Raw genomic sequence first — 22,194 nt, forward strand, 5'->3', positions numbered from 1 at the left:
AGGCAAAGGCGCAGCGAAACGAACGCGGCGCGGCCGCAAAGCCGCGCCGCTTGGGGCAGGTCAGACGCCCTGTTTCAGGCTCGCGCTGATGAAGTCGTCGAGGTCGCCGTCGAGCACGGCGCGCGTGTTGCTCATTTCGACGCTCGTGCGCAGGTCCTTCACGCGGCTCTGGTCGAGCACGTAGGAGCGGATCTGATGGCCCCAGCCCACGTCGGTCTTGCTCGATTCGAGCTTGTCCTGTTCGGCCTGGCGCTTGCGCATCTCGAACTCATAGAGACGCGCCTTCAGCATCTGCATGGCTTCCGCGCGGTTGCGGTGCTGCGAGCGGTCGTTCTGGCACTGCACGACGATGCCGGTCGGCGCATGCGTGAGACGCACGGCGGAGTCGGTCTTGTTGATGTGCTGGCCGCCCGCGCCCGACGCGCGATACGTGTCCGTGCGGATGTCGGCGGGATTGATCTCGATCTCGATGGAATCGTCGATTTCCGGATACACGAACACCGACGAGAACGACGTATGCCGTCCGCCCGACGAATCGAACGGCGACTTGCGCACCAGCCGGTGAATGCCGGTTTCCGTGCGCAGATAGCCGTAGGCGTACTCGCCCTCGACCTTGATGGTCGCGCTCTTGATGCCGGCGACGTCGCCTTCGGATTCTTCCAGCACTTCGGTCTTGAAGCCCTTGCGCTCGCAGTAGCGCAGGTACTGGCGCAGCAGCATGGACGCCCAGTCGCAGGCCTCGGTGCCGCCGGCGCCGGCCTGGATGTCGATGAAGCAGTTGTTCGGGTCGGCCGGGTTGGAGAACATCCGGCGGAATTCCATGTCCTCGACGCGCACCCGCAGGGCGTCGGCATCGGCTTCGGACGCGACCAGCGTGTCCTCGTCCTCTTCCTCGCGCGCCATCTCGAAGAGTTCGTTGGCGTCGCTCAGATCGCTGTCGAGCGCGGTGAGCGTCGAGACGACGCCGTCGAGCAGCTTCTTTTCACGACCGAGCGCCTGGGCGTTCTTCGAGTCGTTCCAGACGTTCGGATCTTCGAGTTCCTTGTTGACTTCGGCTAGACGCGCGGACTTGGCGTCGTAGTCAAAGATACCCCCGTAGCTCGCCCGCGCGACGGCGCAGGTCGGCCAGAAGGCTTTCGATCGCGTTGAGACGTTCCGCTTCCATTGTCGATCTTCGGCTTCGTAAAAAGAGCAAATTATAGCCGATCGACCGCGTTTTCCCGTGCGGGACCGGCCGTGGAGGCCGTTTTCAGCCCGCGTGCTCGACAATCAATTGCACCCGCGCGACGCCATTCCACGAATCGCTGACGAGCCGGTACGCGACGGTCGCGCGCGGCGGCAGCGGATCGACGTGGTTGAACCAGATCGCGTTGAAACGCTGGCGGCCGCGCAGCAGCGAGAGCTTCAGGTGCTTGTCCTTCACGAGCGCCTGCGAGGCGACTTCGAATTCGCCGGAGAAAGTGGGCGCCGGAAAGCCCTGGCCCCACACGGCGGCGTCGAGCATTTCGACGAACTGCGGCGTGAAGTAAGCGTCCTCCAGTTCGCCGTCGGTTTCGACGGTGCGCGCGAGCGCGTCCGCGGTCAGCCATTCACGGCCGACTGCTTCGAACGCGGCGGTGAAGCGCGGGATGTCGGCGGTGGCGAGCGTGAGGCCCGCGGCCATCGCGTGGCCGCCGAACTTGTGGATCAGGCCAGGCTCGCGCTTGCTGATGAGATCCACGGCATCGCGCAGATGAAACCCCGGGATCGAACGGCCGGAGCCCTTGCAGAGCACGCCGCTGTCGTCGGCGTGGGCGAACGTGAACGACGGCCGGTGAAAGCGTTCCTTCAGCCGCCCCGCGACGATCCCGATCACGCCCTGATGCCAGCTCGCGTCGTAGAGCGTGAGCGTCGCGCGCTCGCCGCAATCGAGGGTCTGCAGTTCGGCCAGCGCCTGCTGCTGCATGCCGGCTTCGATTTCCCGGCGTTCGCGGTTCATGCCGTCGAGTTGCTGCGCGAGTTCCCAGGCGCGGCCGATGTCGTCGGTGGTCAGGCATTCGATGCCGAGCGACATGTCCGACAACCGGCCCGCCGCATTCAGGCGCGGCCCGAGCGCGAAGCCGAGATCGAAGCCCGAGGCGGTGCGCGCGTCGCGGGCGGCGGCGCGGAACAGCGCCGCGATGCCCGGCTGCATGCGCCCCGAGCGGATCCGCTTGAGGCCTTGCGCGACCAGGATGCGATTGTTGCAGTCGAGCTTCACGACATCGGCGACGGTGCCGAGCGCGACCAGATCGAGCAGGCCGTCGAGGCGCGGTTCGGGCACATCCTGATTCTGATACGTACCGCGGCGGCGCAGTTCGGCGCGCAACGCGAGCAGCACGTAGAACATCACGCCGACGCCCGCCAGGCACTTGCTCGGAAACACGCAGCCCGGCTGGTTCGGATCGACGATCGCGCGCGCGGCGGGAAGTTCGTCGCCGGGCAGGTGATGATCGGTCACGAGCACGTCGATGCCGAGCGCGTTCGCGGCCGCGACGCCGTCCACGCTGGCAATGCCGTTGTCGACCGTGATCAGCAGTTCGGGCAGGCCGGACGCCGAGCGCGCCGCCAGGTCGACGATTTCCGGCGTCAGCCCGTAGCCATACTCGAAGCGGTTCGGCACCAGATAGTCGACGTTCGCGCCGAACATGCGCAGGCCGCGCACGGCCACGGCGCAGGCGGTGGCGCCGTCGCAGTCGTAGTCGGCGACGACCAGCATGCGCTTGCCCGCTTCGAGCGCGTCGGCGAGCACGACGGCCGCGTCGTCGCAACCCTTGAGGCCGGCGGGCGGATGCAGGCGCTTGAACTCGGTTTCCACTTCGTCGGGCGTGCGCACGCCGCGCGCCGCGTACAGCCGGGCGATGACGGGATGCAGCCCGTGGCGCGCGAGCGCTTCGGCATCGGCGGGGGAGGCGGCACGGGTAACGATTCGCGTCATTCGGAAAAGCCTTATTCGATGAGCAGCGCCGCGACCGGCCGGCGGCGCCAGAATTTGCGCAGGTCGCCGCGCGTGACGCCGAGCGTGACCGAACCCGTGTCGCCGCACAGCGTCAGTTCGAAGCGGCCGAGCGAGCCGTCGGTGAGCGCCTGCAGCGCCGGCGCGAACCACGTCTCTTCGAGCGTCCTGAGTGCGGCATTCCAGCGCGCCCAGTCCTGTTCGATGAAGGGCGCCGAGAAAGGATCGAGTTCGACGAGCGTCGTGCCGGACTTGCCGGACGTATCCGCCGGCAGCGCCGCGAACGACTCCGGCGGCCGCGACGGCTCGATGCCCGCCGCCAGCGCCAGTCCGCGCGTGGCCGCGGCCTCCGACAGCACGCGCGCGAACGGGCTCGTCACCGGACGCAGCGCGCCTTGCGCGTGCAGCCAGATCGAGTTGATGGCAGGCAGGCCGCGCGACTCGCGTTCGAGATTCAGCGGCTGTTCGAACCATGCCATCTGGACTTCGTTCTGCAGCTTCATCCAGGCGCGCGAACGCTCGCCGGTGCGGGCTTCGTGCGGCAGCCAGATTTCGATGTTGCGGCCCGTCGCGCGCAGCGGCGCCGCGCCGGCGAGCGTGCCCAGCGCCGCGCCCGACACGTACCAGCGCAAGGGCGTCGGCGCCTGCAACGTCAGGCCCTGATCCTCGATCAGCGGGCGCGCGAGTTCGAGCAGCACGCGGGCTTCCTCGGTATGCACGCCGAGCGTATCCGGATCGATCAGCACCAGATGATCGTGGGCGATCCGCACATGCACCGGTTCGATGCAGGCCCACGAGGCATCGCCGGGCGTGCCGCCGTCGGCGAGCAGCATGAAGGGGGCGAGCGGGGCATCGTCGGCATGGCGCTGGTCGGCGGGCGTGACCGCGCCGAAGCGTCGCGCAACCCAGCGTTCGTGCGGCAGCGTGCGCTGAAAGTCTTCGCCGATCACGCGTTCTTCGAGCGTGGCGCGGGCCAGCAGTTTGTCGAGCGCCGCGCCCTCCAGGCCATGCAGGGCGGTGGTGGCATCGGCGGCCGAGGGCAGCGCGAAGGGCAGCAGGAGATGAAGTGCAGGGAGTGCGTGAGCGGGCATGATGCCCGGCATTGTAGGGCAAAGCGCTTTTGCCGATGCCGCGCGCGGCGTGATTTCGACTCGCCCGCAGGACTCGCCCGCAACGCAGGTTCGTGCGTGGCTTTCTTCATATATGGCAAACTTTCGCAAATTTCACGCGCGGGGGCGGCGGCATCGGCGTCTTGCAGGCCGGAGACGCGCTGGCCGTCATGCATCCACCACGGCCGCCCGGGCGTATTCACACGGTGTCATCGGGGCGCCGCAACGCTTGACCAGCAGCAAAAAAGGACTCGCTTGAAACTTCCGTACGAATGGCAGATCGGCTGGCGCTACACGCGCGCCAGCAAACGCACCACAGGCAACGGCTTCATCTCGTTCATCGCGCTCGTTTCGATGGCGGGCATCGCGCTCGGCGTCGCCGCGCTGATCGTCGTGCTCTCCGTGATGAACGGCTTCCAGAAGGAAGTGCGCGACCGCATGCTGTCCGTGCTCGCGCACGTCGAGATCTTCTCGCCGACCGGTTCCATGCCCAACTGGCAACTCACCGCGCAGGAAGCGCGCCGCAATCCGGAAGTGATCGGCGCGGCGCCTTATGTCGAAGCGCAGGCGCTGCTCACGCGCCAGGGCGCGGTCAGCGGCGTCGCGCTGCGCGGCGTGGAGCCTTCGCTGGAGCCGGAAGTCTCGGACATCGGCAAGGAGATGCGCGCGGGCAAGCTGACGGATCTCGTGCCGGGCGGCTTCGGCATCGTGCTGGGCAAGGATCTCGCGATGAACCTGGGCGTGATGACCGGCGACAAGATCACGCTGGTCGCGCCCGAAGGCACCATCACGCCCGCCGGGATGATGCCGCGCCTCAAGCAGTTCACGGTGGTGGGCATCTTCGAGTCCGGCCACTACGAGTACGACTCCACGCTGGCGCTGATCGAGATCAAGGACGCGGAGGCGCTGTTCCGCCTGCCCGCACCCACCGGCGTGCGGCTGCGTCTGAAGGACATGCAGCGCGCGCCGCAGGTGGCGCGCGAGCTGGCGAAGACGCTGTCCGGCGATCTCTACATTCGCGACTGGACGCAGCAGAACAAGACCTGGTTCTCGGCCGTGCAGATCGAGAAGCGCATGATGTTCATCATCCTTACGCTGATCATCGCGGTGGCGGCGTTCAACCTGGTGTCGTCGCTGGTGATGACCGTCACCGACAAGCAGGCCGACATCGCCATCCTGCGCACGCTCGGCGCGCAGCCGGGCTCGATCATGAAGATCTTCGTCGTGCAGGGTGTGACGATTGGCTTCATCGGCACGGCGCTCGGCGTGACCTTCGGCTGCCTGATCGCGTGGAGCATTCCGTGGCTGGTGCCCATGATCGAGCATCTGTTCAACGTGCAGTTCCTGCCGTCCTCGGTGTATTTCATCAGCGAGCTGCCGTCCGAGCTCGTGCCCGGCGATGTCGCGAAGATCGGCGTCATCGCGTTCCTGTTGTCGTCGCTCGCGACGCTCTATCCGAGCTGGCGCGGCGCGAAGATTCGTCCGGCGGAGGCGCTGCGCTATGAGTGATCTGATTCCCGCCGACAATGTGGTGCTGAACGCCTCGGCCATTTCGAAGGCTTTCGTGCAGGGCGGCTTCAACGTGCCCGTGCTCAACAACGCCCAGTTGCAGGTGATGAAGGGCGAGAAGCTGGCGATCGTCGGTGCGTCCGGTTCGGGCAAGAGCACGCTGCTGCACGTGCTCGGCGGCCTCGACGAACCGAGCGCCGGCAAGGTGTCGCTGCTCGGCAAGCCGTTCACCGAGCTGAAGGAGAAGGAGCGCAACGAGCTGCGCAATCGCGCGCTCGGCTTCGTCTATCAGTTTCATCATCTGTTGCCGGAATTCACCGCGCTCGACAACGTCGCGATGCCGCTGCGCATCCGCCGCATGACCGAGGAAGCGTCGCGCAAGCAGGCGCAGGAGATGCTGGAACGGGTGGGCGTGGGGCATCGGGCGAAGCATCGGCCGGGCGAGCTGTCGGGCGGCGAGCGGCAGCGCGTGGCGATTGCCCGCGCGCTCGTCACGCGGCCCGCCTGCGTGCTCGCCGACGAACCCACCGGCAACCTCGACAGCGGCACCGCGGACACCGTGTTCAACCTGATGCTGGAGTTGTCGCAGACGCTGGAGACGAGCTTCGTGATCGTCACGCACGACACGGATCTGGCCGCGCGCTGCGACCGCATCATGCGCCTGCGCGACGGCGTGCTGCACGAAGAGCTGGTGGTGCCGGTCTGATCCTGGGTCTGCACGGAGGGCGTCATGTGGATCGATACGCACTGTCATCTCGATGCCGGCGAATTCGACGCCGATCGTGACGCCGTCGCCGGGGCCGCGCACGCGGCAAAGGTCGCGCGCATCGTGATTCCGGGCGTGGGGCGCTTCAACTTCGACACGGTGCGCGAGCTGGCGCATCGGATCGCGGGCGGGGCGTATGCGCTCGGCATTCATCCGCTGTACACGCCCGGCGCCACCGACGACGACCTGCGCGTGCTGCGCGAGCAAATCGCGGCGAGCATGGACGATCCGCGCTTCGTGGGTATCGGCGAGATCGGGCTCGACTACTTCGTGCCGACGCTCGACGATGCCCGCCAGCAGTTCTTCTTCCACGCCCAACTGAAGCTGGCGCACGAGTTCGGCCTGCCGGTGATCTGCCACGTGCGCAAGTCGCAGGACAAGGTGCTGAAAGGCCTGCGCGTGCACGACATTCATCAGGGCATCGCGCATGCGTTCAACGGCAGTTTCCAGCAGGCGGAGGCGTTCATCGCGCAGGGCATGCGGCTCGGTTTCGGCGGCAACCTGACGTTCGAGCGCGCGCTGCAGATCCGGCGGCTCGCCACCGATCTGCCGCTCGACGCGATCGTGCTCGAAACCGACGCGCCCGACATCGCGCCCTCATGGCGCTACAAGCAGCGCAACACGCCGGATCAGGTGGCGCGCATCGCGCAGGTGCTGGCGCAACTGCGCGGCATCGATGAACCCGCGCTTTCCCTAGGCACAACGGCCAGCGCACACGCGGCGCTGCCACGGCTCGCGCTAGCTTCCTCATAATCGTTTCGTCGGATGCAAGGTGGTTTGCGTTCGCGACGGCAATGAGGACGAGGAAGCGGTGCGGGCGATTCTGCTGGGATATGCGTTGGGCATCGGATGGCTTCAGCAGCAGGCGCACTTGCCGGGCGGCTTCGGGTGGCTCGTTTGCTGTGCCGGCTTCTTGGTGGCAATCGGACTGGGCATCGCGAAGCCGCGGCTGCGCGTGGCGAGCTTCACGATTGCTGCTTGCATCGCGGGCTTTGCGTTTGCGGCATGGCGGGCCGAAGTGCGCTTGCAGCGGCAGTTGCCGCTTGCTTACGAGCAAAGGGATATCGAACTCAGCGGCTTCGTGCGCGGCATGCCCGACCCACGCGCCGACGGCACGCGTTTGCTCTTCGAGATCGAATCGAATGGCGCGCGGCTCGAGGGCTTTCCACGCGTCGTGCGCTTGCTGTGGATGCCGAAGGAGGGCGCGCTGCTGCCAACCTTGTACGCGGGTGAGCGCTGGCGCCTGACCGTGCGCCTGAAGCGTCCGCACACTGAGGCGAACTTCGCGCTTCGGGATGGCGAAGCGAGCTTGCTGGAACGCAATATCCGCGCGACGGGCGTCATCTCTGCCACGCCCGCGCCGCAGCGTTTGAAGCCGGACGCCAGCGGGCCGCTGCTGGCGCTCGATCGCTTGCGTACACGGTTGCGTGAGCGCATCGACAGCGTGCTTGACGATGCGCCGCATCGCGGCATCGTCGTCGCGCTGGCGGTCGGCGCACAGAACGCCGTCAGCGAGGAGGACTGGCGCGTGATGCGCGCCACCGGCACGAGTCATCTCGTCGCGATCTCCGGCTTGCACATCGGCTTCGTTGCGGGACTGGCGGGTCTGCTGTGCGGCTTCGTCTGGAAGCGCGTGAGGCTGCGCGGCGTCCCGGCGCCGTTGCTCGCAGCGGCTCCGAAGGCGGCAATGCTCGGCGCAGCCGCGTGCGCCGCGTTTTATGCCGCGCTGGCCGGCTTCAACGTGCCCGCGCAACGCGCGCTGTGGATGCTGCTGATCGCCGCCTGTGCGCTGTTCAGCGGGCGGCGGCCGGCGTCGTCACTGGTGCTGCTTTGGGCGCTCGCATGCGTGCTGACCGCCGATCCTTGGGCGGTGACGTCGCCGGGGTTCTGGCTGTCGTTCGGGGCCGTGGGCGCGATACTGTTCGCGCTCGCTTCGGCGGGCCGCGCCGCCTCCCGGCGGATGACGCCGGATGACGACGACATCGACCAATGGGACCGCGTCGATCCGAGCGAAGTGGGCCAGCGGCCCGCGCCGTCTCCCGGCGCGCGGCGCACCGTCGCACGCGTGCTCCACTTCATGCGCCGCTGCGCGCGCCGCGTGCGGGAGCGGATGGCGGCCGGCGTGCGCGTTCAGTACGCGGTGACACTCGCGCTCGCGCCGCTCACCGTCTGGTGGTTCTCACAGATCCCCTTGCTTGGACCGCTCGCGAACATCTTCGCCATCCCATGGATCAGCGTGCTCGTCACGCCCGCGACGCTCGCCGGCCTGCTGCTGCCCGCGCCCTTCGACGCGCCCTTGCTGCATATGGCACACGCCGCACTCGCCGTGCTGTGCGAGCTGCTGGCGCGCCTCGCCGCCGCAGCGCCCGCGTCGCTCTGGCAGTTGCCCCGGCCGGAGCCGTTCGCGCTGGCGGCGGCGTGCATCGGCGTTCTATGGGCATTGGCGCCGCAGGGCTGGCCGCTGCGCTGGGCCGCACCGCTGACCTGGCTGCCGCTGCTCGCGCCCGCGCCGCATCCGGCGCCGCCGGGCGCGTTCCGCGTGACCGCGCTGGATATCGGCCAAGGCTCGGCGCTCGTCATCGAAACCGCGCATCATGCGCTGCTGTTCGACGCCGGCCCTGGTCCGGAATCGACCCATGCGGGCGAGCGCATCGTCGCGCCGTATTTGCTCGCCACCGGCGTAACTACGCTCGATGCGCTCGTCATCAGTCATTCCGATTCGGATCACGCGGGCGGCGCGCCCGCCGTGCTGCGGATGGTCGCCGTGCGGCAACTGCTCGCCTCGCTGCCCGCGCAGGACGCGCTCTGGGCATCCGCCCGCGCGCGCGGCATCGAGACGCTGCGCTGCGCGGCGGGCCAGCGCTGGCAATGGGACGGCGTCGGATTCCGCGTTCTGTGGCCGGAGCCCGCGCCGCTCACAGGCAAGCCGAACCGGCAATCGTGCGTGCTCAAGGTGACGAGCGCGGCGGGGCGGGCGGCGCTCTTCACGGCGGACATCGAGGCCGACGTCGAGCGCGAGCTGCTCGCGCGCGCCCGCGACGTCCTGCGCGCCGACCTGCTGATCGCACCGCATCACGGCAGCCGCACGTCGTCGACCGAGCCTTTCCTCGATGCCGTCGAGCCGCGCGCCGCGCTATTTCAGGTAGGCTATCGCAACCGTTTTCATCACCCGAATGCCAGCGTGTTCGCGCGCTACGGCCTGCGCGCCATGCCGCTGTCACGCAGCGACGAAGACGGCGCGGCGCGCGTCGAGATCGGCGCGGATCTCGTGCTCGAACGCTTCAGACAGACGCACGCCCGCTACTGGATGGGGCGCTGATCAGAACAAGAGCAGACAGAACCAGATCAACAGAACAAGCGCAACGGCAACGGAGGCGTGCACGCGTGAAAGACATCATCCAGTTTTCGCATGCGAACGGCTTTCCCGCATCGACCTATCGCACGATGTTCGCCGAACTGGCCGACGAATTCGAGATTCGCGGCATCGAATGCATTGGTCACGATCCGCGCTTTCCGGTCACGCAGGACTGGCCGCATCTGGCGGAGCAGCTCATCGACGACATGAACCGCCAGCGCGGCAGCACCGACGGCGAACCCGCGAAGGTCTGGCTCGTCGGGCATTCGCTGGGCGGCTATCTCTCGCTGCTGGCGGCGCTGAAGCGGCCGAACTGGGTGAAGGGCGTCGTGATGCTCGATTCGCCGGTGATCGCGGGCTGGAAGAGCGGTTTGTTGCGCATCACGCAGTGGACCGGACTGGACGAGCGGCTGTCGCCCGCCGCCGCCACGCGCAAGCGGCGCACGCACTGGGCAAGCCGCGACGAGGCATGGCGGCATTTCCACGCCAAGCCCGCCTTCGCGCGCTGGGACGAGCGCATGCTGGCCGACTACATCGACCGCGGCATGCGTGAAGCGCACCCTGAAGGCGGACGCACGCTGGCGTTCGACCGGCAGGTCGAATATCTGATCTATCGCACCTTGCCGCACACGCTCGGCGCGCGGCTCGCGCACGGCGCGCCGGTGCCGGCGGGCTTCATCGCGGGGACGCGTTCGCGCGAGGTGCGCCACGTGGGGCTCGGCATGACGCGGCGGATCGTCGGCGAGCGGCTCGAATGGCTGGACGGCAGCCATCTGTTTCCGATGGAACGCCCGATCGATACCGCGCGCGCCGTGCAGCGCATGATCACGGCGATGCGCGCCGGCGTCTGACGCGACGCCCGACAGGGCATGAAAAAGGGCACGAGGCGCACGTGCCGCGCGGCGAAATGATCCCGGGTCAGGCCGGTGAAAACGCGCGCATTCTGAGCCCCTCCAGCGTCCAGGCACGCTTCGTGGGGCGCGGCCTTTACGGTATAATCCGTTTTTCCCGCGAGCATCTAGCGATGACCAAATATGTATTCGTCACCGGCGGCGTAGTGTCTTCCCTCGGCAAGGGTATTGCCGCCGCCTCCCTCGCCGCGATCCTCGAATCGCGCGGTCTGAAAGTCACCCTCCTCAAGCTCGATCCCTACATCAACGTCGACCCCGGCACGATGTCCCCGTTTCAGCACGGCGAAGTGTTCGTGACGGAAGACGGCGCGGAAACCGATCTCGACCTCGGCCACTACGAGCGCTTCATCAGCACGAAGATGCGCAAGGCCAACAATTTCACCACCGGCCAGATCTACGAATCGGTGATCCGCAAGGAACGCCGCGGCGAGTACCTCGGCAAGACGGTGCAGGTCATTCCGCACATCACCAACGAAATCCAGGCGTTCGTCGAGCGCGGCGCGGCGGCGGCCACCTGCGGCCAGCCGGATGTCGCGATCGTCGAGATCGGCGGCACGGTGGGCGACATCGAATCGCTGCCGTTCCTCGAAGCCGCGCGCCAGATGAGCCTGCGCATGGGCCGCAACAGCGCGTGCTTCGTGCACCTGACGCTCGTGCCGTTCATCGCCACCGCGGGCGAACTGAAGACCAAGCCCACGCAGCACAGCGTGCAGAAGCTGCGCGAGATCGGTATCTATCCGAACGTGCTGCTGTGCCGCGCCGACCGCCCGATTCCCGACGACGAGCGCTCGAAGATCTCGATGTTCTCGAACGTGCCGGAAGACGCGGTGATCTCCGTATGGGACGCGGACAGCATCTACAAGATTCCGCAGATGCTCAACGACCAGCATCTCGACGACATCATCTGCGAGGAGCTCAAGCTCGCGCCGCCGCCGGCGGATCTCGCGATGTGGGCGGACCTCGTGCAGAAGCTCGAGCATCCGAAGAGCGAAGTGACCATCGGCATGGTCGGCAAGTATGTCGAGCTCACGGAGTCGTACAAGTCGCTGATCGAGGCGCTGCGCCACGCGGCCATCCATACGTCGACCAAGGTCAACATCGAATACATCGATTCCGAGCAGATCGACGCCGAAGGCACGGACGCCCTCAAGCATCTCGACGCCGTGCTGGTGCCGGGCGGCTTCGGCCGGCGCGGTACGGAAGGCAAGATCAAGGCCATCCGCTACGCACGCGAATCGAAGACGCCGTATCTCGGCATCTGTCTCGGCATGCAGCTCGCGGTCATCGAGTTCGCGCGCGACGTCGCCGGTCTCGCGGACGCGAACTCCACCGAGTTCGATCAGGACACGAAGAACCCGGTCGTCGCGCTCATCACCGAGTGGTACGACCGCGCGGGCCGCGTCGAGAAGCGCAGCGAGGAATCGGATCTGGGCGGCACCATGCGCCTCGGTTCGCAGAAGTGCCCGATCAAGCCGGGCACCATGGCCGAGCGCATCTACGGCACGGATGTGAACGAGCGTCATCGTCACCGTTATGAAGTCAATAACCGTTTCGTGCCCCAGCTCGAAGCAGGCGGGCTTATCATCAGCGCCCGTACCCCGAGCGAAGACCTGCCCGAAATGATGGAACTGCCGCAAGCGCTGCATCCGTGGTTTGTCGGCGTGCAGTTCCACCCCGAGTTCACCTCGACGCCGCGCGACGGGCATCCGCTCTTCAAGGCGTTCGTCGACGCCGCGCGCGCGCATGCGCAAGGCGCGGGCGCGACGTCGCAGGCCAAGGCCACCGCTGGAGCGCAAGCATGAAGCTGTGTCATTTCGAAGCCGGTCTCGACCAGCCGTTCTTCCTGATCGCGGGAACCTGCGTGGTCGAGTCGGAGCAGATGACCATTGACGTCGCCGGACGGCTGAAGGAAATCACCGCGAAGCTCGGCATCCCGTTCATCTACAAGTCGTCGTTCGACAAGGCGAACCGCAGCTCGGGCAAGTCGTATCGCGGTCCGGGCATGGACGAAGGCCTGCGCATCCTGGGCGAAGTGAAGAAGCAACTGGGCGTGCCCGTCTTGACCGACGTGCATGCCGAAGAGGAAATCGAAGCCGTGGCGTCGGTCGTGGACGTACTGCAGACGCCCGCGTTCCTGTGCCGCCAGACGGACTTCATCCACGCGTGCGCGCGTTCGGGCAAGCCGGTCAACATCAAGAAAGGCCAGTTTCTCGCACCGCACGACATGAAGAACGTGATCGACAAGGCCCGTGACGCCGCGCGCGAAGCGGGCTTGTCGGAAGACTGCTTCATGGCGTGCGAGCGCGGCGTGTCGTTCGGCTATAACAACCTCGTCTCCGACATGCGCTCGCTCGCGATCATGCGCGAGACGAATGCACCGGTCGTGTTCGACGCCACCCACTCGGTGCAGTTGCCGGGCGGGCAGGGCACCAGTTCCGGCGGCCAGCGCGAGTTCGTGCCGGTGCTGGCGCGCGCGGCCATCGCCACGGGTGTCGCGGGCGTGTTCATGGAGACGCATCCGGACCCGGCCTGCGCGAAGTCGGACGGTCCGAACGCGGTGCCGCTGCATCGCATGGAAGCGCTGCTGGAAACGCTCGTCACAATCGATCGCGCCGTCAAGAGCGGCCCGTTCCTCGAAAGTGATTTCAACTGAAACTGAGCGGCAACCGCCATTGCAGTTTCGCGGTGAAGAAGTACGATAGCGGGCGCCCGTGTCGGCGCCCGTATGCAGGACAGCGGTCACGTGACGTGGCCGTGCAGGAGGAGCGGGCCGTGCCTGATGTGTTCGAAGGCATGGCCGTCATGACGAACCTGAAGCCGAACTTGAAGCCGAACTTGCAGCATTCAGCGGTCACGCAGGCAGTATCGTGACCGCATGTGCCGGTCCCGCATCAGCCTGACGGATTCAGTTCACCGCAGCGTCGGCCGCGCTTGTGACGAGCTTGTTACGCGTCGCGCAACGCTGCCGCGCCACTGAATCAGGGGTCGTGCATAAAGGGTCCGGGCGAAGCGCAGCAGGCGCGAGCGCCACGGCCAGTCCGGCCGCGCCGCGTCGTAACGCCTGACAGAATTCATCGTCATTTCTTGAGGAAACCATGAGTGCTATCGTAGATATCATCGGCCGCGAGATTCTCGATTCGCGAGGCAATCCGACCGTCGAATGCGACGTGTTGCTCGAATCGGGCACGATGGGCCGCGCCGCGGTGCCGTCGGGTGCGTCCACCGGTTCGCGCGAAGCCATCGAACTGCGCGACGACGAAGCCGGCCGCTACAACGGCAAGGGCGTGCTGAAAGCCGTCGAACACATCAACACCGAGATTTCCGAAGCCATCATGGGCCTCGACGCCTCGGAACAAGCCTTCCTCGACAAGACCCTGCTCGAACTCGACGGCACGGACAACAAGTCGCGTCTCGGCGCGAACGCGATGCTGGCCGTGTCCATGGCTGTCGCAAAGGCCGCCGCTGAAGAAGCCGGCCTGCCGCTGTACCGCTATTTCGGTGGCTCGGGCGCCATGCAGCTGCCGGTGCCGATGATGAATATCGTCAACGGCGGCGCGCACGCCAACAACAGCCTGGACATCCAGGAATTCATGATCGTGCCGGTGAGCCAGCCGACCTTCCGCGAAGCGCTGCGCTGCGGCGCCGAAGTGTTCCACGCGCTGAAGAAGATCCTGGCCGAGCGCGGCATGAGCACCGCCGTGGGCGACGAAGGCGGCTTCGCGCCGAACTTCGGCAGCAATGACGAGTGCCTCTCGACGATCCTGCAAGCCATCGAGAAGGCGGGTTATCGCGCCGGTGAGGACGTGCTGCTCGCGCTCGACTGTGCGGCGAGCGAGTTCTATCACGACGGCAAGTACCAGCTCGCGGGCGAAGGCCTGCAACTGTCGTCGAGCGAGTTCGCCGACTACCTCGCCACGCTGGCCGACAAGTTCCCGATCGTCTCGATCGAGGACGGCATGCACGAAGGCGACTGGGAAGGCTGGCGGATCCTGACGGAAAAGCTCGGCAAGAAGATCCAGCTGGTCGGCGACGATCTCTTCGTGACCAACACGCGCATCCTGAAGGAAGGCATCGAGAAGGGCATCGCCAACTCGATCCTCATCAAGATCAACCAGATCGGCACGCTGACGGAAACCTTCGCGGCCATCGAAATGGCCAAGCGCGCGGGCTACACGGCCGTCATTTCGCATCGTTCGGGCGAGACCGAAGATTCGACCATCGCGGATATCGCGGTGGGCCTGAACGCCGGCCAGATCAAGACCGGCTCGCTGTCGCGCAGCGACCGTATCTCGAAGTACAACCAGCTGCTGCGCATCGAGGAAGATCTCGGCGATATCGCGAGCTACCCGGGCAAGTCGGCGTTCTACAACCTGCGCTAAAGCTTTCGCCGCTTTAGTCGATAAGGGTTCGTCAGTCTTATTTCCAGCCCGTCGCCCTCGGCCATTCGTCTTTTGCCGCCGGGCGACGCTTCTTTCGGCTACTTGAATGCGGCTCGTCACTGTCGTTCTGATTCTGTTGCTGGCGCTGATCCAGTACCCGCTTTGGTGGGGCCACGGCGGCTGGCTGCGCGTGCATGAACTGCAGCAGCAGCTTGGGCAGCAGACGGACAAGAACGCCAATCTGCGCCTGCGCAACGAGCGGGTGCAGGGCGAGGTTCAGGATCTGCAGAACGGCACGTCGGCGGTCGAGGAACGTGCGCGCTACGAGATGGGCATGGTGAAGGACAGCGAGGTCTTCGTGCAGTTCGTCTCGCCGAACTCTACCGCGCCCGTCAACTCGGCCAACGTGCCGGGCATGAGCGGGTCGACGCGTGGTCAGGTGTCGTCGGCGCCGTTGCGCGTCGTGCCGAATCCGGTGTCGCGCTCGAAGCAGGAGCTGCGCGATCTCGACCGCAAGGCGCAGAAGGACAAGGCGGCTGAAGCGAAGAAGAAGGGCGGCGCGCAGTAGCACTGCGGCGCGATTCAGACAGACGAAAAAAATGGCGCGGTCACTTCGAGTGACCGCGCCATTTTTGTTATCAGGAGCCGTGGGTTGCCGCGCTCACCACCAGGTGCCGATACCCACGCCCGTGCCCCAGTACGGTCCGCCCCAGCCGCCGCTCGAATAGCCGCCGTACACCGAAACTGGCGCGGGCGCCGGTGCGTAGAACTGCGACATCGTCCGCGCGGCTTCGCTGGCCGTGGCGGCCTGCTGCGATTCGTTGAGCGCCTGTTTGTCGATGGCGTTGTAGCGCGCCATCTGCTGCTGCGGCGTCAGCGCCTGTTGCGGCGCGGGCGTGGTATCGGGCAGACGGCTATAGATGGGTGACGGGCCGGGCGGTTCCATCGCGCAGCCCGCGACGAGCGCGAACCCCGCGACGACTGCGAACAACCCCGTCAGCCGTTTACAGTCGGGCAGTGCGGTTTTCATCTTGCGACCTCCAGCGGGCCGGACATCTGAACGGAAAATCAAACTGAAGCTGCGGCGGGCTTTCCGTGAACCGCACCGCAGGCGACGCTCTCAAGCCTTGTTGCGCCCGACGCTCAATGACGCCGGTCCGACGCCGGGCTCACGCCTTGTGAGAGCTCTTTAGCGACGAAAAGTTGCGCGACGTCCACCGGGTCGAAGTCATAGCGCTGGTTACAAAACTCGCAGTGCACCTCGACGCCGCCGCGCTCTTCAATGACGCTGTCCACTTCCTCGCGGCCCAGCATCTTCAGCATGCCGCCCACTTTCTCGCGCGAGCAGCTGCACTGGAAGCGCGCCGGCGCCGGATCGAAATGCTGGACGTTTTCCTGCCAGAAGAGCCGCTTGAACACGGTGTCCGGTTCTTCCTTCAGCAGTTCCTCGTTGGACAGCGTGCTGCCGAGATGGCAGACGCGCTGCCACGTATCGGCGTCGTGCTCGCCCGGATGCGGAACGATGCCGCCGTCGCCGGGCAGCTTCTGCAGCAGCATGCCGACCGCGCGATCGGTATCGGCGGCGAGCCACAGGCGCGTGTCGAGCTGCTCGGAGTGGTGCATGTAGTGTTCGAGCACCTCGGCCATCGACGCCAGCGGGCCATGCTCGCCCGACAGCGGCACGATGCCCTGGTACGGCTGCTGGCCCGGCTTCTTGTCGGACGGATCGAGCGTAATCACGCAGCGGCCGCGGCCATGCTGGTTCAGCAGCTCGCTGAGCGACATCTCGTCCTTCAGCTCGCTTTCCGCGCCGTCGGCCAGCTTGGCGGTGGCGCGCAGCGACAGGTTCGAATGGCACTGCACGACCAGCATCTTCACGGGGCCGTCGCCGTAGATCTGCATGACGAGCGTGCCGTCGAACTTGAGATTGGCCGACAGCAGCGCGCACGCCGCCATCATCTCGCCGAGCACGTTGCGCACGGCCACCGGATACTGGCGGCGCGCGAGCACTTCCTGCCACGTATGGCGCAGCGAGACGATCTCGCCGCGCACGGGCGCCGCGTTGAACATGAATTTCTGCAACTGGTCGTTCACAACTCTTCCTTGGGTGTTGAGACTGGCCCGGATGTCCGGGTCTCAGCCGATGCGCACGAGCTGCGCCTTGTAATATTCGCGCCGGTCGGCATAGCTTGCCGTGGCCCCGCGCATGCGGGCGATGTCCGCTTCGCCGATCTCCCGGATGGCCTTCGCCGGCGCGCCGAGAATCAGCATGTTGTCCGGAAAGACCTTGCCTTCGGTGACCACGGCGCCCGCGCCAACCAGACAGTTGCGGCCGATCACCGCGCCATTCAAGACCACCGCCTGAATCCCGATCAGCGAGCCTTCCTTGACCGTGCAACCATGCAGCATCGCCTGATGGCCGACGGTGACGTCGTTTTCAATCGTCAGCGGAAAACCCGGGTCCGCGTGCAGCACCGCGCCTTCCTGCACGTTGCTGCCGCGCCCGACGACGATCGGCTCGTTGTCGCCGCGCAGGGCGGCGCCGGGCCACACGCTGGCGTTTTCCGCGAGCGTCACGCGACCGATGATGGTCGCGGTGTCCGCGAGAAACACGCTTTCGTGGATGGTGGGGGCGTCGTCGCCGAGTTTGTAGATGGCCACATTGTCTCCTGAGGCGTGGATTCGTATGAATGGATGCGAACGGGGCGTGGCCGGGGCGGGACCGGCGGCGGCGCTACAATGCGCGCCTGCCGGCACGGCGGCCGACGTCGTTGCGCGATGCGCGGGCGTGCGCCGGGATGTCCATTTTAGCCGTTTGCACTGGATGCCCGCCGATCGGGAATTTTCCGGCATCCTCTCTCCAGACCGCCACCATGCACGAGACCACCACGCCCTCCGACACCGATGTCCGCCTGCTCGCGCTCGAGATCCTGCGCGAGCACGATCCCGCCGTGAAGGCGTCGCGCACGCGCGCGTTGTGGGACGCGGTGCGCGCGCAGGCCGCGCGGATCGATCCGGCGGGCGCTCGCGCCGATCCCGGCGATCTTCCCGGCCGTCCGGCGCGGCCCGCGCTGGTCGAGCCGTCGGCGCTGAAGCGGCGCGGCATGCAGTCGGAGGCGGGGCGCGCCGTGTTGCTGCACGCGCTGGCGCACATCGAGTTCAACGCGATCAACCTGGCCCTCGACGCCGTCTGGCGTTTCCGGGCCATGCCCGAAGATTTCTATCTCGACTGGCTCAAGGTGGCCGCCGAGGAAGCCCATCATTTCTCGCTGCTGAGCGCGCGGCTGGCCGAATTCGGCCATGCCTACGGCGATTTCCCGGCGCACGACGGCCTGTGGGACATGGCGCAGCGCACGCGCGGCGATGTGCTCGGCCGCATGGCGCTGGTGCCGCGCACGCTGGAGGCGCGCGGGCTGGACGCATCGCCGCCCATCCGCAAGCGGCTCGCGCAGGCGGGCGATCACGCGTCGGCAGCGATCCTGGACATCATCCTGCGCGATGAAATCGGCCATGTGCTGATCGGCAACCGCTGGTTCCGCTTTCTCTGCGACGCCCGGCAACTCGATCCCCACGCAACCTACGAAAGCCTCGCCGCCCGCTATCACGCGCCGCGGCTGCGCGGACCGTTCAACTTCGAGGCGCGCCGCGAAGCGGGTTTCGACGAAGCCGAACTGCGTGCGCTCTCAGGTCTCGACGACGGCCCGCCGTCGGTATAATCGAACGATCATCCTTTTTTATCTTGAGAAGGCGGGAACATGAAGGAATCGCGCTCCGAATTCGTCGATGCGTGCGGCGTGCGTCTGCATGTGCGCCGCTGGGGTCCGCCCGACGCACCGATGCTTTTCATGCTGCACGGCTGGATGGATATCGGCGCATCGTTCCAGTTCGTCGTCGACGCACTCCCGGGCGACTGGCAGGTGCTCGCGCCGGATGCGCGCGGCTTCGGGCTGTCGGACTGGCCCGTGGCCCGCAGCGGCGGCGGTCACTACTATTTTCCGGACTATCTCGCCGATCTCGAACGGCTGCTCGACCACTACACGCCCGACGCGCCGGCGAATCTCGTCGGTCACAGCATGGGCGCGAATCTCGCGCTGCTGTATGCGGGCGTGCGGCCGGAGCGCGTGCGGCGCGTCGTCGATCTGGAGGGCTTCGGTTTGCCGGCGGCGCGCGCGTCGCAGGCGCCTGGCCGTCTGGCGCAATGGCTCGACGACCAGCGCGCGCCGCCCACGCTGCGCAGCTACGCGAGCCTCGACGAAGTGGCCGAGCGCCTGATCCGCACCAATCCGCGCCTCGCGCCGGCTCGCGCGCGCCATCTGGCGCAGTACTGGTCGCGCGAGGAAGCGGACGGGCGGTTTCACCTGCTCGCCGATCCGGCACACAAGATGCGCGGACCGACCCTATACCGTCTGGACGAGGTCAGCGCAACGTGGGCGCGCGTGACGGCGCCGGTGCTGCACGTCGAAGCGAAGGATTCGCAGACCCTCGCGGGCTTTGCCGGCCAGACGCCCGTCGCCGAGTTCAAGCAGCGCTTCGAGGCGTTTGCCGACTGGCGCGAAGAGGTCATCGACGACGCCGGCCACATGGTCCATCACGACCAGCCGGAGCGGGTCGCGGCGCTGATCGCGGCGTTCTGTGCGTGAGGCCGCCCGCGCGTGACGAAGGGACAGCATGCCCGGGCTGTCATGCCATTAAACTAGAATGTCAGTGAACCGCGAGAACCGATGATGAACGCCGATCTGCATTGCCACTCCACCGTGTCCGACGGCCAGTTCGCGCCCGCCGAGGTCGCGGCGCGGGCGCATGCGAACGGCGTGACGCTGTGGTCGCTGACGGATCACGATCAACTGGGCGGGCAGCGGGAAGCACGCGCGGCGGCCGAGGCGCTCGGCATGGGCTATCTGGCGGGCGTCGAGATCTCGGTGACGTGGGCGGCGCGGACGGTGCATATCGTCGGCATGAATGTCGATGCCGAAAACGAGGCGCTGCAACGCGGCCTCGAATGCACGCGCAACGGCCGGGCGGCGCGCGGCGAAGCGATCGGCGAGGCGCTGGCGGCCATCGGCATTCCGGACTGCCTGAAAGGCGCGCTGCGCTACACCGACGACCCGGACATGATCTCGCGCACGCACTTCGCGCGCTATCTGGTCGATGCCGGCTACGCGCAATCCACGTCCGAAGTGTTTTCGCGCTATCTCGGCGACGGCAAGCCGGGCTTCGTCGAGCATCGCTGGGCGAAGCTGGCCGACGCCGTGAAGTGGATCCGGGAAGCGGGCGGCGAGCCGGTCATCGCGCATCCCGGCCGCTACGATTTCACGCCGGTGGAGTTCGCCGCGCTGTTCGACGAGTTCATCCAGCTGGGCGGGCGCGCCATCGAAGTCGTGACGGGCAGTCACACGCCGGATCAATATCGCGAGTACGCTGACGTCGCGCGGCGTTATGGCTTCGAGGCATCGCGCGGGTCCGACTTTCACGGCGCGGGCGAAGGCCGTGTCGATCTCGGCCGGCTGCCGCCGCTGCCCGACGACCTCACGCCTGTCTGGGAGCGCTGGCTGTAACGCTCCTTCGCGCGCTGCTCCTGTTCCGCGCGCATGGTCCTTGCATTGATTGACTTGTTCCCGCACGCAGTCCGCGTATCGGCTCGCCCAGGCGCGAGCTGCACCTGCGCCGCTGCCGTGCGCGCCCAGGCCACGCGCCAGCGCAAACGCATACGCATACGCAAACGCAAACGATCGAAACAACAAGGCGTCGTCATGTCCCAATTCTTTCGCATTCATCCGGACAATCCGCAGCCGCGGCTCATCAACCAGGCCGTGCAGATCATCAAGGACGGCGGGCTCGTCGCCTTGCCGACGGATTCGAGCTACGCGCTCGCCTGCCATCTCGACGACAAGGACGCCGTCGAGCGCCTGCGACGGATTCGCGGCATCGACGACAAGCAACTGCTGTCGCTGCTCGTGCGCGACCTGTCCGAGCTGTCCAATTTCGCCCAGGTCGACAACCGGCAATACCGTCTCATCAAGTCGGTGACGCCGGGGCCCTATGTGTTCGTTCTGCAGGCCACCAAGGAAGTGCCGCGCCGGCTGTCGCATCCGTCGCGCAAGACCATCGGCCTGCGGGTGCCGGATCACACGATCACGCTCGATCTGCTCGAAGCGCTCGGCGAACCGCTGCTCGCCTCCACGCTGATCCTGCCGCCCGACACCGAACCGCTCAACGATCCCGAGGAGATCCGCGAGCGTCTGGAGAAGCAGATCGAGCTGGTGATCGACGCGGGTGCGTGTCCGGCGGAGCCTTCCACGGTGATCGACCTGTCCGGGGGGGAGCCGGTGCTCGTGCGCGCGGGGAGAGGCGCCCTCGAACCGTTCGGGCTCACGGCCTAGCGCCGTGCAGTGACGCACACGAGCACAAGTCCCGCATAAGTCCCGATTAAGTCTCATGCTTCACGATGTGGCCAAGAGCGTGCGCGCGCGGCCACACAGCGCGCGCCGGAACCTGCCTGCCTGCTTGATACAATACCGCCCTATGGATTCTTCCCTGATACAGACCATCGCGGTCTACGCGCTCCCGGTGATCTTCGCGATCACGCTGCACGAGGCCGCGCACGGTTACGCCGCGCGCCTGCTCGGCGACAACACGGCCTACGTGCTCGGCCGCGTTTCCATGAATCCGATGCGCCATATCGATCCCATCGGCACGATCGTGATCCCCATCGTGCTGTATTTCGTGACGAGCGGCGCGTTCATGTTCGGCTATGCCAAACCGGTGCCGGTCGCGTTCGGCAATCTGCGCAATCCGCGCTGGGGCAGCCTCTGGGTAGCCGCCGCCGGTCCCGGCAGCAATTTCGTGCAGGCGCTCGTGTGGGGCGTGATCGCGGTGCTGCTCATGGTCTTTCACGTCGACGAACCGTTCTTCACGCGCATGGCGGCAGCCGGCGTCGGCGTGAATCTCGTGCTCGGCGTGCTCAACCTCTTTCCGCTCCCGCCGCTCGATGGCGGACGCGTGCTGATGGCGCTCCTGCCGGTGCGCGCGTCCATCGCGTTCTCGAAGCTCGAACCTTACGGTTTCTTCATCGTGATGGCGCTCGTCGTCACCGGCGTGCTGACGCGCTTCTGGCTCGGGCCGCTCGTGAGCGTCGGCTACGCGGCGGTATCGGCCATCCTGAATCCCCTCGCTTCACTCTTTCCATAACAT

General features: G+C 66.7%; 20 protein-coding genes. 14 read left to right on the forward strand and 6 right to left on the reverse strand.

What is annotated here, in order from left to right:
• Positions 1-60: 60 nt before the first annotated feature.
• From prfB to QCE64_RS23805, 3 genes are all read right to left on the reverse strand, one after another.
• A protein-coding gene (gene prfB, locus QCE64_RS23795; protein WP_309917114.1) for a peptide chain release factor 2 occupies positions 61-1,165 on the reverse strand; the annotation gives its coding sequence in 2 pieces (ribosomal slippage) (positions 61-1,092 and positions 1,094-1,165; 1,104 coding nt in all).
• Positions 1,166-1,249: 84 nt separating this feature from the next.
• Positions 1,250-2,956: a single-stranded-DNA-specific exonuclease RecJ gene (recJ, locus tag QCE64_RS23800; protein WP_310006548.1), complete on the reverse strand. Its 1,707-nt coding sequence runs from the start codon at positions 2,954-2,956 to the stop codon at positions 1,250-1,252.
• 11 nt (positions 2,957-2,967) lie between these two features.
• The gene (locus QCE64_RS23805; protein ID WP_310006550.1) at positions 2,968-4,077 is read right to left on the reverse strand and encodes a regulator; all 1,110 of its coding nucleotides are present in this window, start codon (positions 4,075-4,077) and stop codon (positions 2,968-2,970) included.
• A gap of 261 nt (positions 4,078-4,338) precedes the next feature.
• Here QCE64_RS23805 and QCE64_RS23810 point away from each other — a divergent pair, with 261 nt between their 5' ends.
• The 9 genes from QCE64_RS23810 to ftsB all read left to right on the forward strand — a co-directional run bounded on the left by QCE64_RS23810 (position 4,339) and on the right by ftsB (position 15,571).
• The gene (locus QCE64_RS23810) at positions 4,339-5,592 is read left to right on the forward strand and encodes a lipoprotein-releasing ABC transporter permease subunit (RefSeq protein WP_309917108.1); all 1,254 of its coding nucleotides are present in this window, start codon (positions 4,339-4,341) and stop codon (positions 5,590-5,592) included.
• Positions 5,585-6,298 (forward strand): lipoprotein-releasing ABC transporter ATP-binding protein LolD, encoded by a 714-nt coding sequence (gene lolD / locus QCE64_RS23815; RefSeq protein WP_310006552.1) that lies wholly within the window; start codon positions 5,585-5,587, stop codon positions 6,296-6,298. The genes QCE64_RS23810 and lolD overlap by 8 nt, the downstream gene beginning before the upstream one ends.
• 24 nt (positions 6,299-6,322) lie before the next feature.
• The gene (locus tag QCE64_RS23820) at positions 6,323-7,111 is read left to right on the forward strand and encodes a TatD family hydrolase (RefSeq protein WP_310006554.1); all 789 of its coding nucleotides are present in this window, start codon (positions 6,323-6,325) and stop codon (positions 7,109-7,111) included.
• Positions 7,112-7,169: 58 nt separating this feature from the next.
• A complete protein-coding gene (locus tag QCE64_RS23825; protein WP_310007347.1) occupies positions 7,170-9,677 on the forward strand; it encodes a ComEC/Rec2 family competence protein in 2,508 nt (835 codons plus the stop codon).
• Positions 9,678-9,742: 65 nt separating this feature from the next.
• Complete coding sequence (locus tag QCE64_RS23830; RefSeq protein WP_309917102.1) at positions 9,743-10,564, forward strand: alpha/beta hydrolase; 822 nt, start codon at positions 9,743-9,745, stop codon at positions 10,562-10,564.
• Positions 10,565-10,737: 173 nt separating this feature from the next.
• A complete protein-coding gene (locus tag QCE64_RS23835; protein WP_309917099.1) occupies positions 10,738-12,426 on the forward strand; it encodes a CTP synthase in 1,689 nt (562 codons plus the stop codon).
• Entirely contained in the window at positions 12,423-13,277 is an 855-nt protein-coding gene (gene kdsA / locus QCE64_RS23840; protein ID WP_310006555.1) for a 3-deoxy-8-phosphooctulonate synthase, read from the forward strand. Before QCE64_RS23835 ends, kdsA begins: the two co-directional genes overlap by 4 nt.
• 442 nt (positions 13,278-13,719) lie before the next feature.
• Positions 13,720-15,003 (forward strand): phosphopyruvate hydratase, encoded by a 1,284-nt coding sequence (gene eno, locus QCE64_RS23845; protein ID WP_309917094.1) that lies wholly within the window; start codon positions 13,720-13,722, stop codon positions 15,001-15,003.
• A 106-nt stretch (positions 15,004-15,109) separates the two neighbouring features.
• Positions 15,110-15,571 carry a cell division protein FtsB gene (gene ftsB, locus QCE64_RS23850; RefSeq protein WP_309917091.1) on the forward strand — a complete coding sequence of 154 codons (462 nt, stop codon included), beginning with the start codon at positions 15,110-15,112 and terminating at the stop codon, positions 15,569-15,571.
• Between the two features lie 93 nt (positions 15,572-15,664).
• Here ftsB and QCE64_RS23855 read toward each other — a convergent pair whose 3' ends face one another.
• From QCE64_RS23855 to QCE64_RS23865, 3 genes are all read right to left on the reverse strand, one after another.
• Positions 15,665-16,033: a hypothetical protein gene (locus QCE64_RS23855; protein ID WP_310006557.1), complete on the reverse strand. Its 369-nt coding sequence runs from the start codon at positions 16,031-16,033 to the stop codon at positions 15,665-15,667.
• 113 nt (positions 16,034-16,146) lie between these two features.
• Positions 16,147-17,097 (reverse strand): Hsp33 family molecular chaperone HslO, encoded by a 951-nt coding sequence (gene hslO / locus QCE64_RS23860; RefSeq protein WP_309808840.1) that lies wholly within the window; start codon positions 17,095-17,097, stop codon positions 16,147-16,149.
• A gap of 42 nt (positions 17,098-17,139) precedes the next feature.
• Complete coding sequence (locus QCE64_RS23865; protein ID WP_309808838.1) at positions 17,140-17,664, reverse strand: gamma carbonic anhydrase family protein; 525 nt, start codon at positions 17,662-17,664, stop codon at positions 17,140-17,142.
• 212 nt (positions 17,665-17,876) lie between these two features.
• Between QCE64_RS23865 and QCE64_RS23870 the strand changes: the two genes are divergently transcribed.
• From QCE64_RS23870 to QCE64_RS23890, 5 genes are all read left to right on the forward strand, one after another.
• Positions 17,877-18,719, forward strand: a complete 843-nt coding sequence (locus tag QCE64_RS23870) for a ferritin-like domain-containing protein (RefSeq protein ID WP_310006559.1) — start codon at positions 17,877-17,879, stop codon at positions 18,717-18,719.
• A 39-nt stretch (positions 18,720-18,758) separates the two neighbouring features.
• The gene (locus QCE64_RS23875) at positions 18,759-19,643 is read left to right on the forward strand and encodes an alpha/beta hydrolase (RefSeq protein ID WP_309917084.1); all 885 of its coding nucleotides are present in this window, start codon (positions 18,759-18,761) and stop codon (positions 19,641-19,643) included.
• Positions 19,644-19,727: 84 nt separating this feature from the next.
• Positions 19,728-20,558 carry a 3',5'-nucleoside bisphosphate phosphatase gene (locus tag QCE64_RS23880; RefSeq protein WP_309808832.1) on the forward strand — a complete coding sequence of 277 codons (831 nt, stop codon included), beginning with the start codon at positions 19,728-19,730 and terminating at the stop codon, positions 20,556-20,558.
• A gap of 195 nt (positions 20,559-20,753) precedes the next feature.
• Positions 20,754-21,383, forward strand: coding sequence for an L-threonylcarbamoyladenylate synthase (locus QCE64_RS23885; RefSeq protein WP_309808829.1), 630 nt, complete (start codon positions 20,754-20,756; stop codon positions 21,381-21,383).
• Between the two features lie 142 nt (positions 21,384-21,525).
• Positions 21,526-22,191: a site-2 protease family protein gene (locus QCE64_RS23890; protein ID WP_309808827.1), complete on the forward strand. Its 666-nt coding sequence runs from the start codon at positions 21,526-21,528 to the stop codon at positions 22,189-22,191.
• Positions 22,192-22,194: the final 3 nt, after the last annotated feature.

The sequence above is a fragment of the Caballeronia sp. LZ043 genome, assembly GCF_031451075.1.
In the GTDB taxonomy this organism is placed as follows: domain Bacteria; phylum Pseudomonadota; class Gammaproteobacteria; order Burkholderiales; family Burkholderiaceae; genus Caballeronia.

What these genes read in the sequence shown, in the direction of transcription:
- QCE64_RS23880 (WP_309808832.1), top strand. Translation starts at nt 19,728, where the DNA reads ATGAACGCCGATCTGCATTGCCACTCCACCGTGTCCGACGGCCAGTTC.
- QCE64_RS23885 (WP_309808829.1), top strand. Translation starts at nt 20,754, where the DNA reads ATGTCCCAATTCTTTCGCATTCATCCGGACAATCCGCAGCCGCGGCTC.
- QCE64_RS23875 (WP_309917084.1), top strand. Translation starts at nt 18,759, where the DNA reads ATGAAGGAATCGCGCTCCGAATTCGTCGATGCGTGCGGCGTGCGTCTG.
- kdsA (WP_310006555.1), top strand. Translation starts at nt 12,423, where the DNA reads ATGAAGCTGTGTCATTTCGAAGCCGGTCTCGACCAGCCGTTCTTCCTG.
- eno (WP_309917094.1), top strand. Translation starts at nt 13,720, where the DNA reads ATGAGTGCTATCGTAGATATCATCGGCCGCGAGATTCTCGATTCGCGA.
- lolD (WP_310006552.1), top strand. Translation starts at nt 5,585, where the DNA reads ATGAGTGATCTGATTCCCGCCGACAATGTGGTGCTGAACGCCTCGGCC.
- ftsB (WP_309917091.1), top strand. Translation starts at nt 15,110, where the DNA reads ATGCGGCTCGTCACTGTCGTTCTGATTCTGTTGCTGGCGCTGATCCAG.
- QCE64_RS23890 (WP_309808827.1), top strand. Translation starts at nt 21,526, where the DNA reads ATGGATTCTTCCCTGATACAGACCATCGCGGTCTACGCGCTCCCGGTG.
- QCE64_RS23855 (WP_310006557.1), bottom strand. Translation starts at nt 16,033, where the DNA reads ATGAAAACCGCACTGCCCGACTGTAAACGGCTGACGGGGTTGTTCGCA.
- QCE64_RS23870 (WP_310006559.1), top strand. Translation starts at nt 17,877, where the DNA reads ATGCACGAGACCACCACGCCCTCCGACACCGATGTCCGCCTGCTCGCG.
- recJ (WP_310006548.1), bottom strand. Translation starts at nt 2,956, where the DNA reads ATGACGCGAATCGTTACCCGTGCCGCCTCCCCCGCCGATGCCGAAGCG.
- QCE64_RS23805 (WP_310006550.1), bottom strand. Translation starts at nt 4,077, where the DNA reads ATGCCGGGCATCATGCCCGCTCACGCACTCCCTGCACTTCATCTCCTG.
- QCE64_RS23835 (WP_309917099.1), top strand. Translation starts at nt 10,738, where the DNA reads ATGACCAAATATGTATTCGTCACCGGCGGCGTAGTGTCTTCCCTCGGC.
- QCE64_RS23820 (WP_310006554.1), top strand. Translation starts at nt 6,323, where the DNA reads ATGTGGATCGATACGCACTGTCATCTCGATGCCGGCGAATTCGACGCC.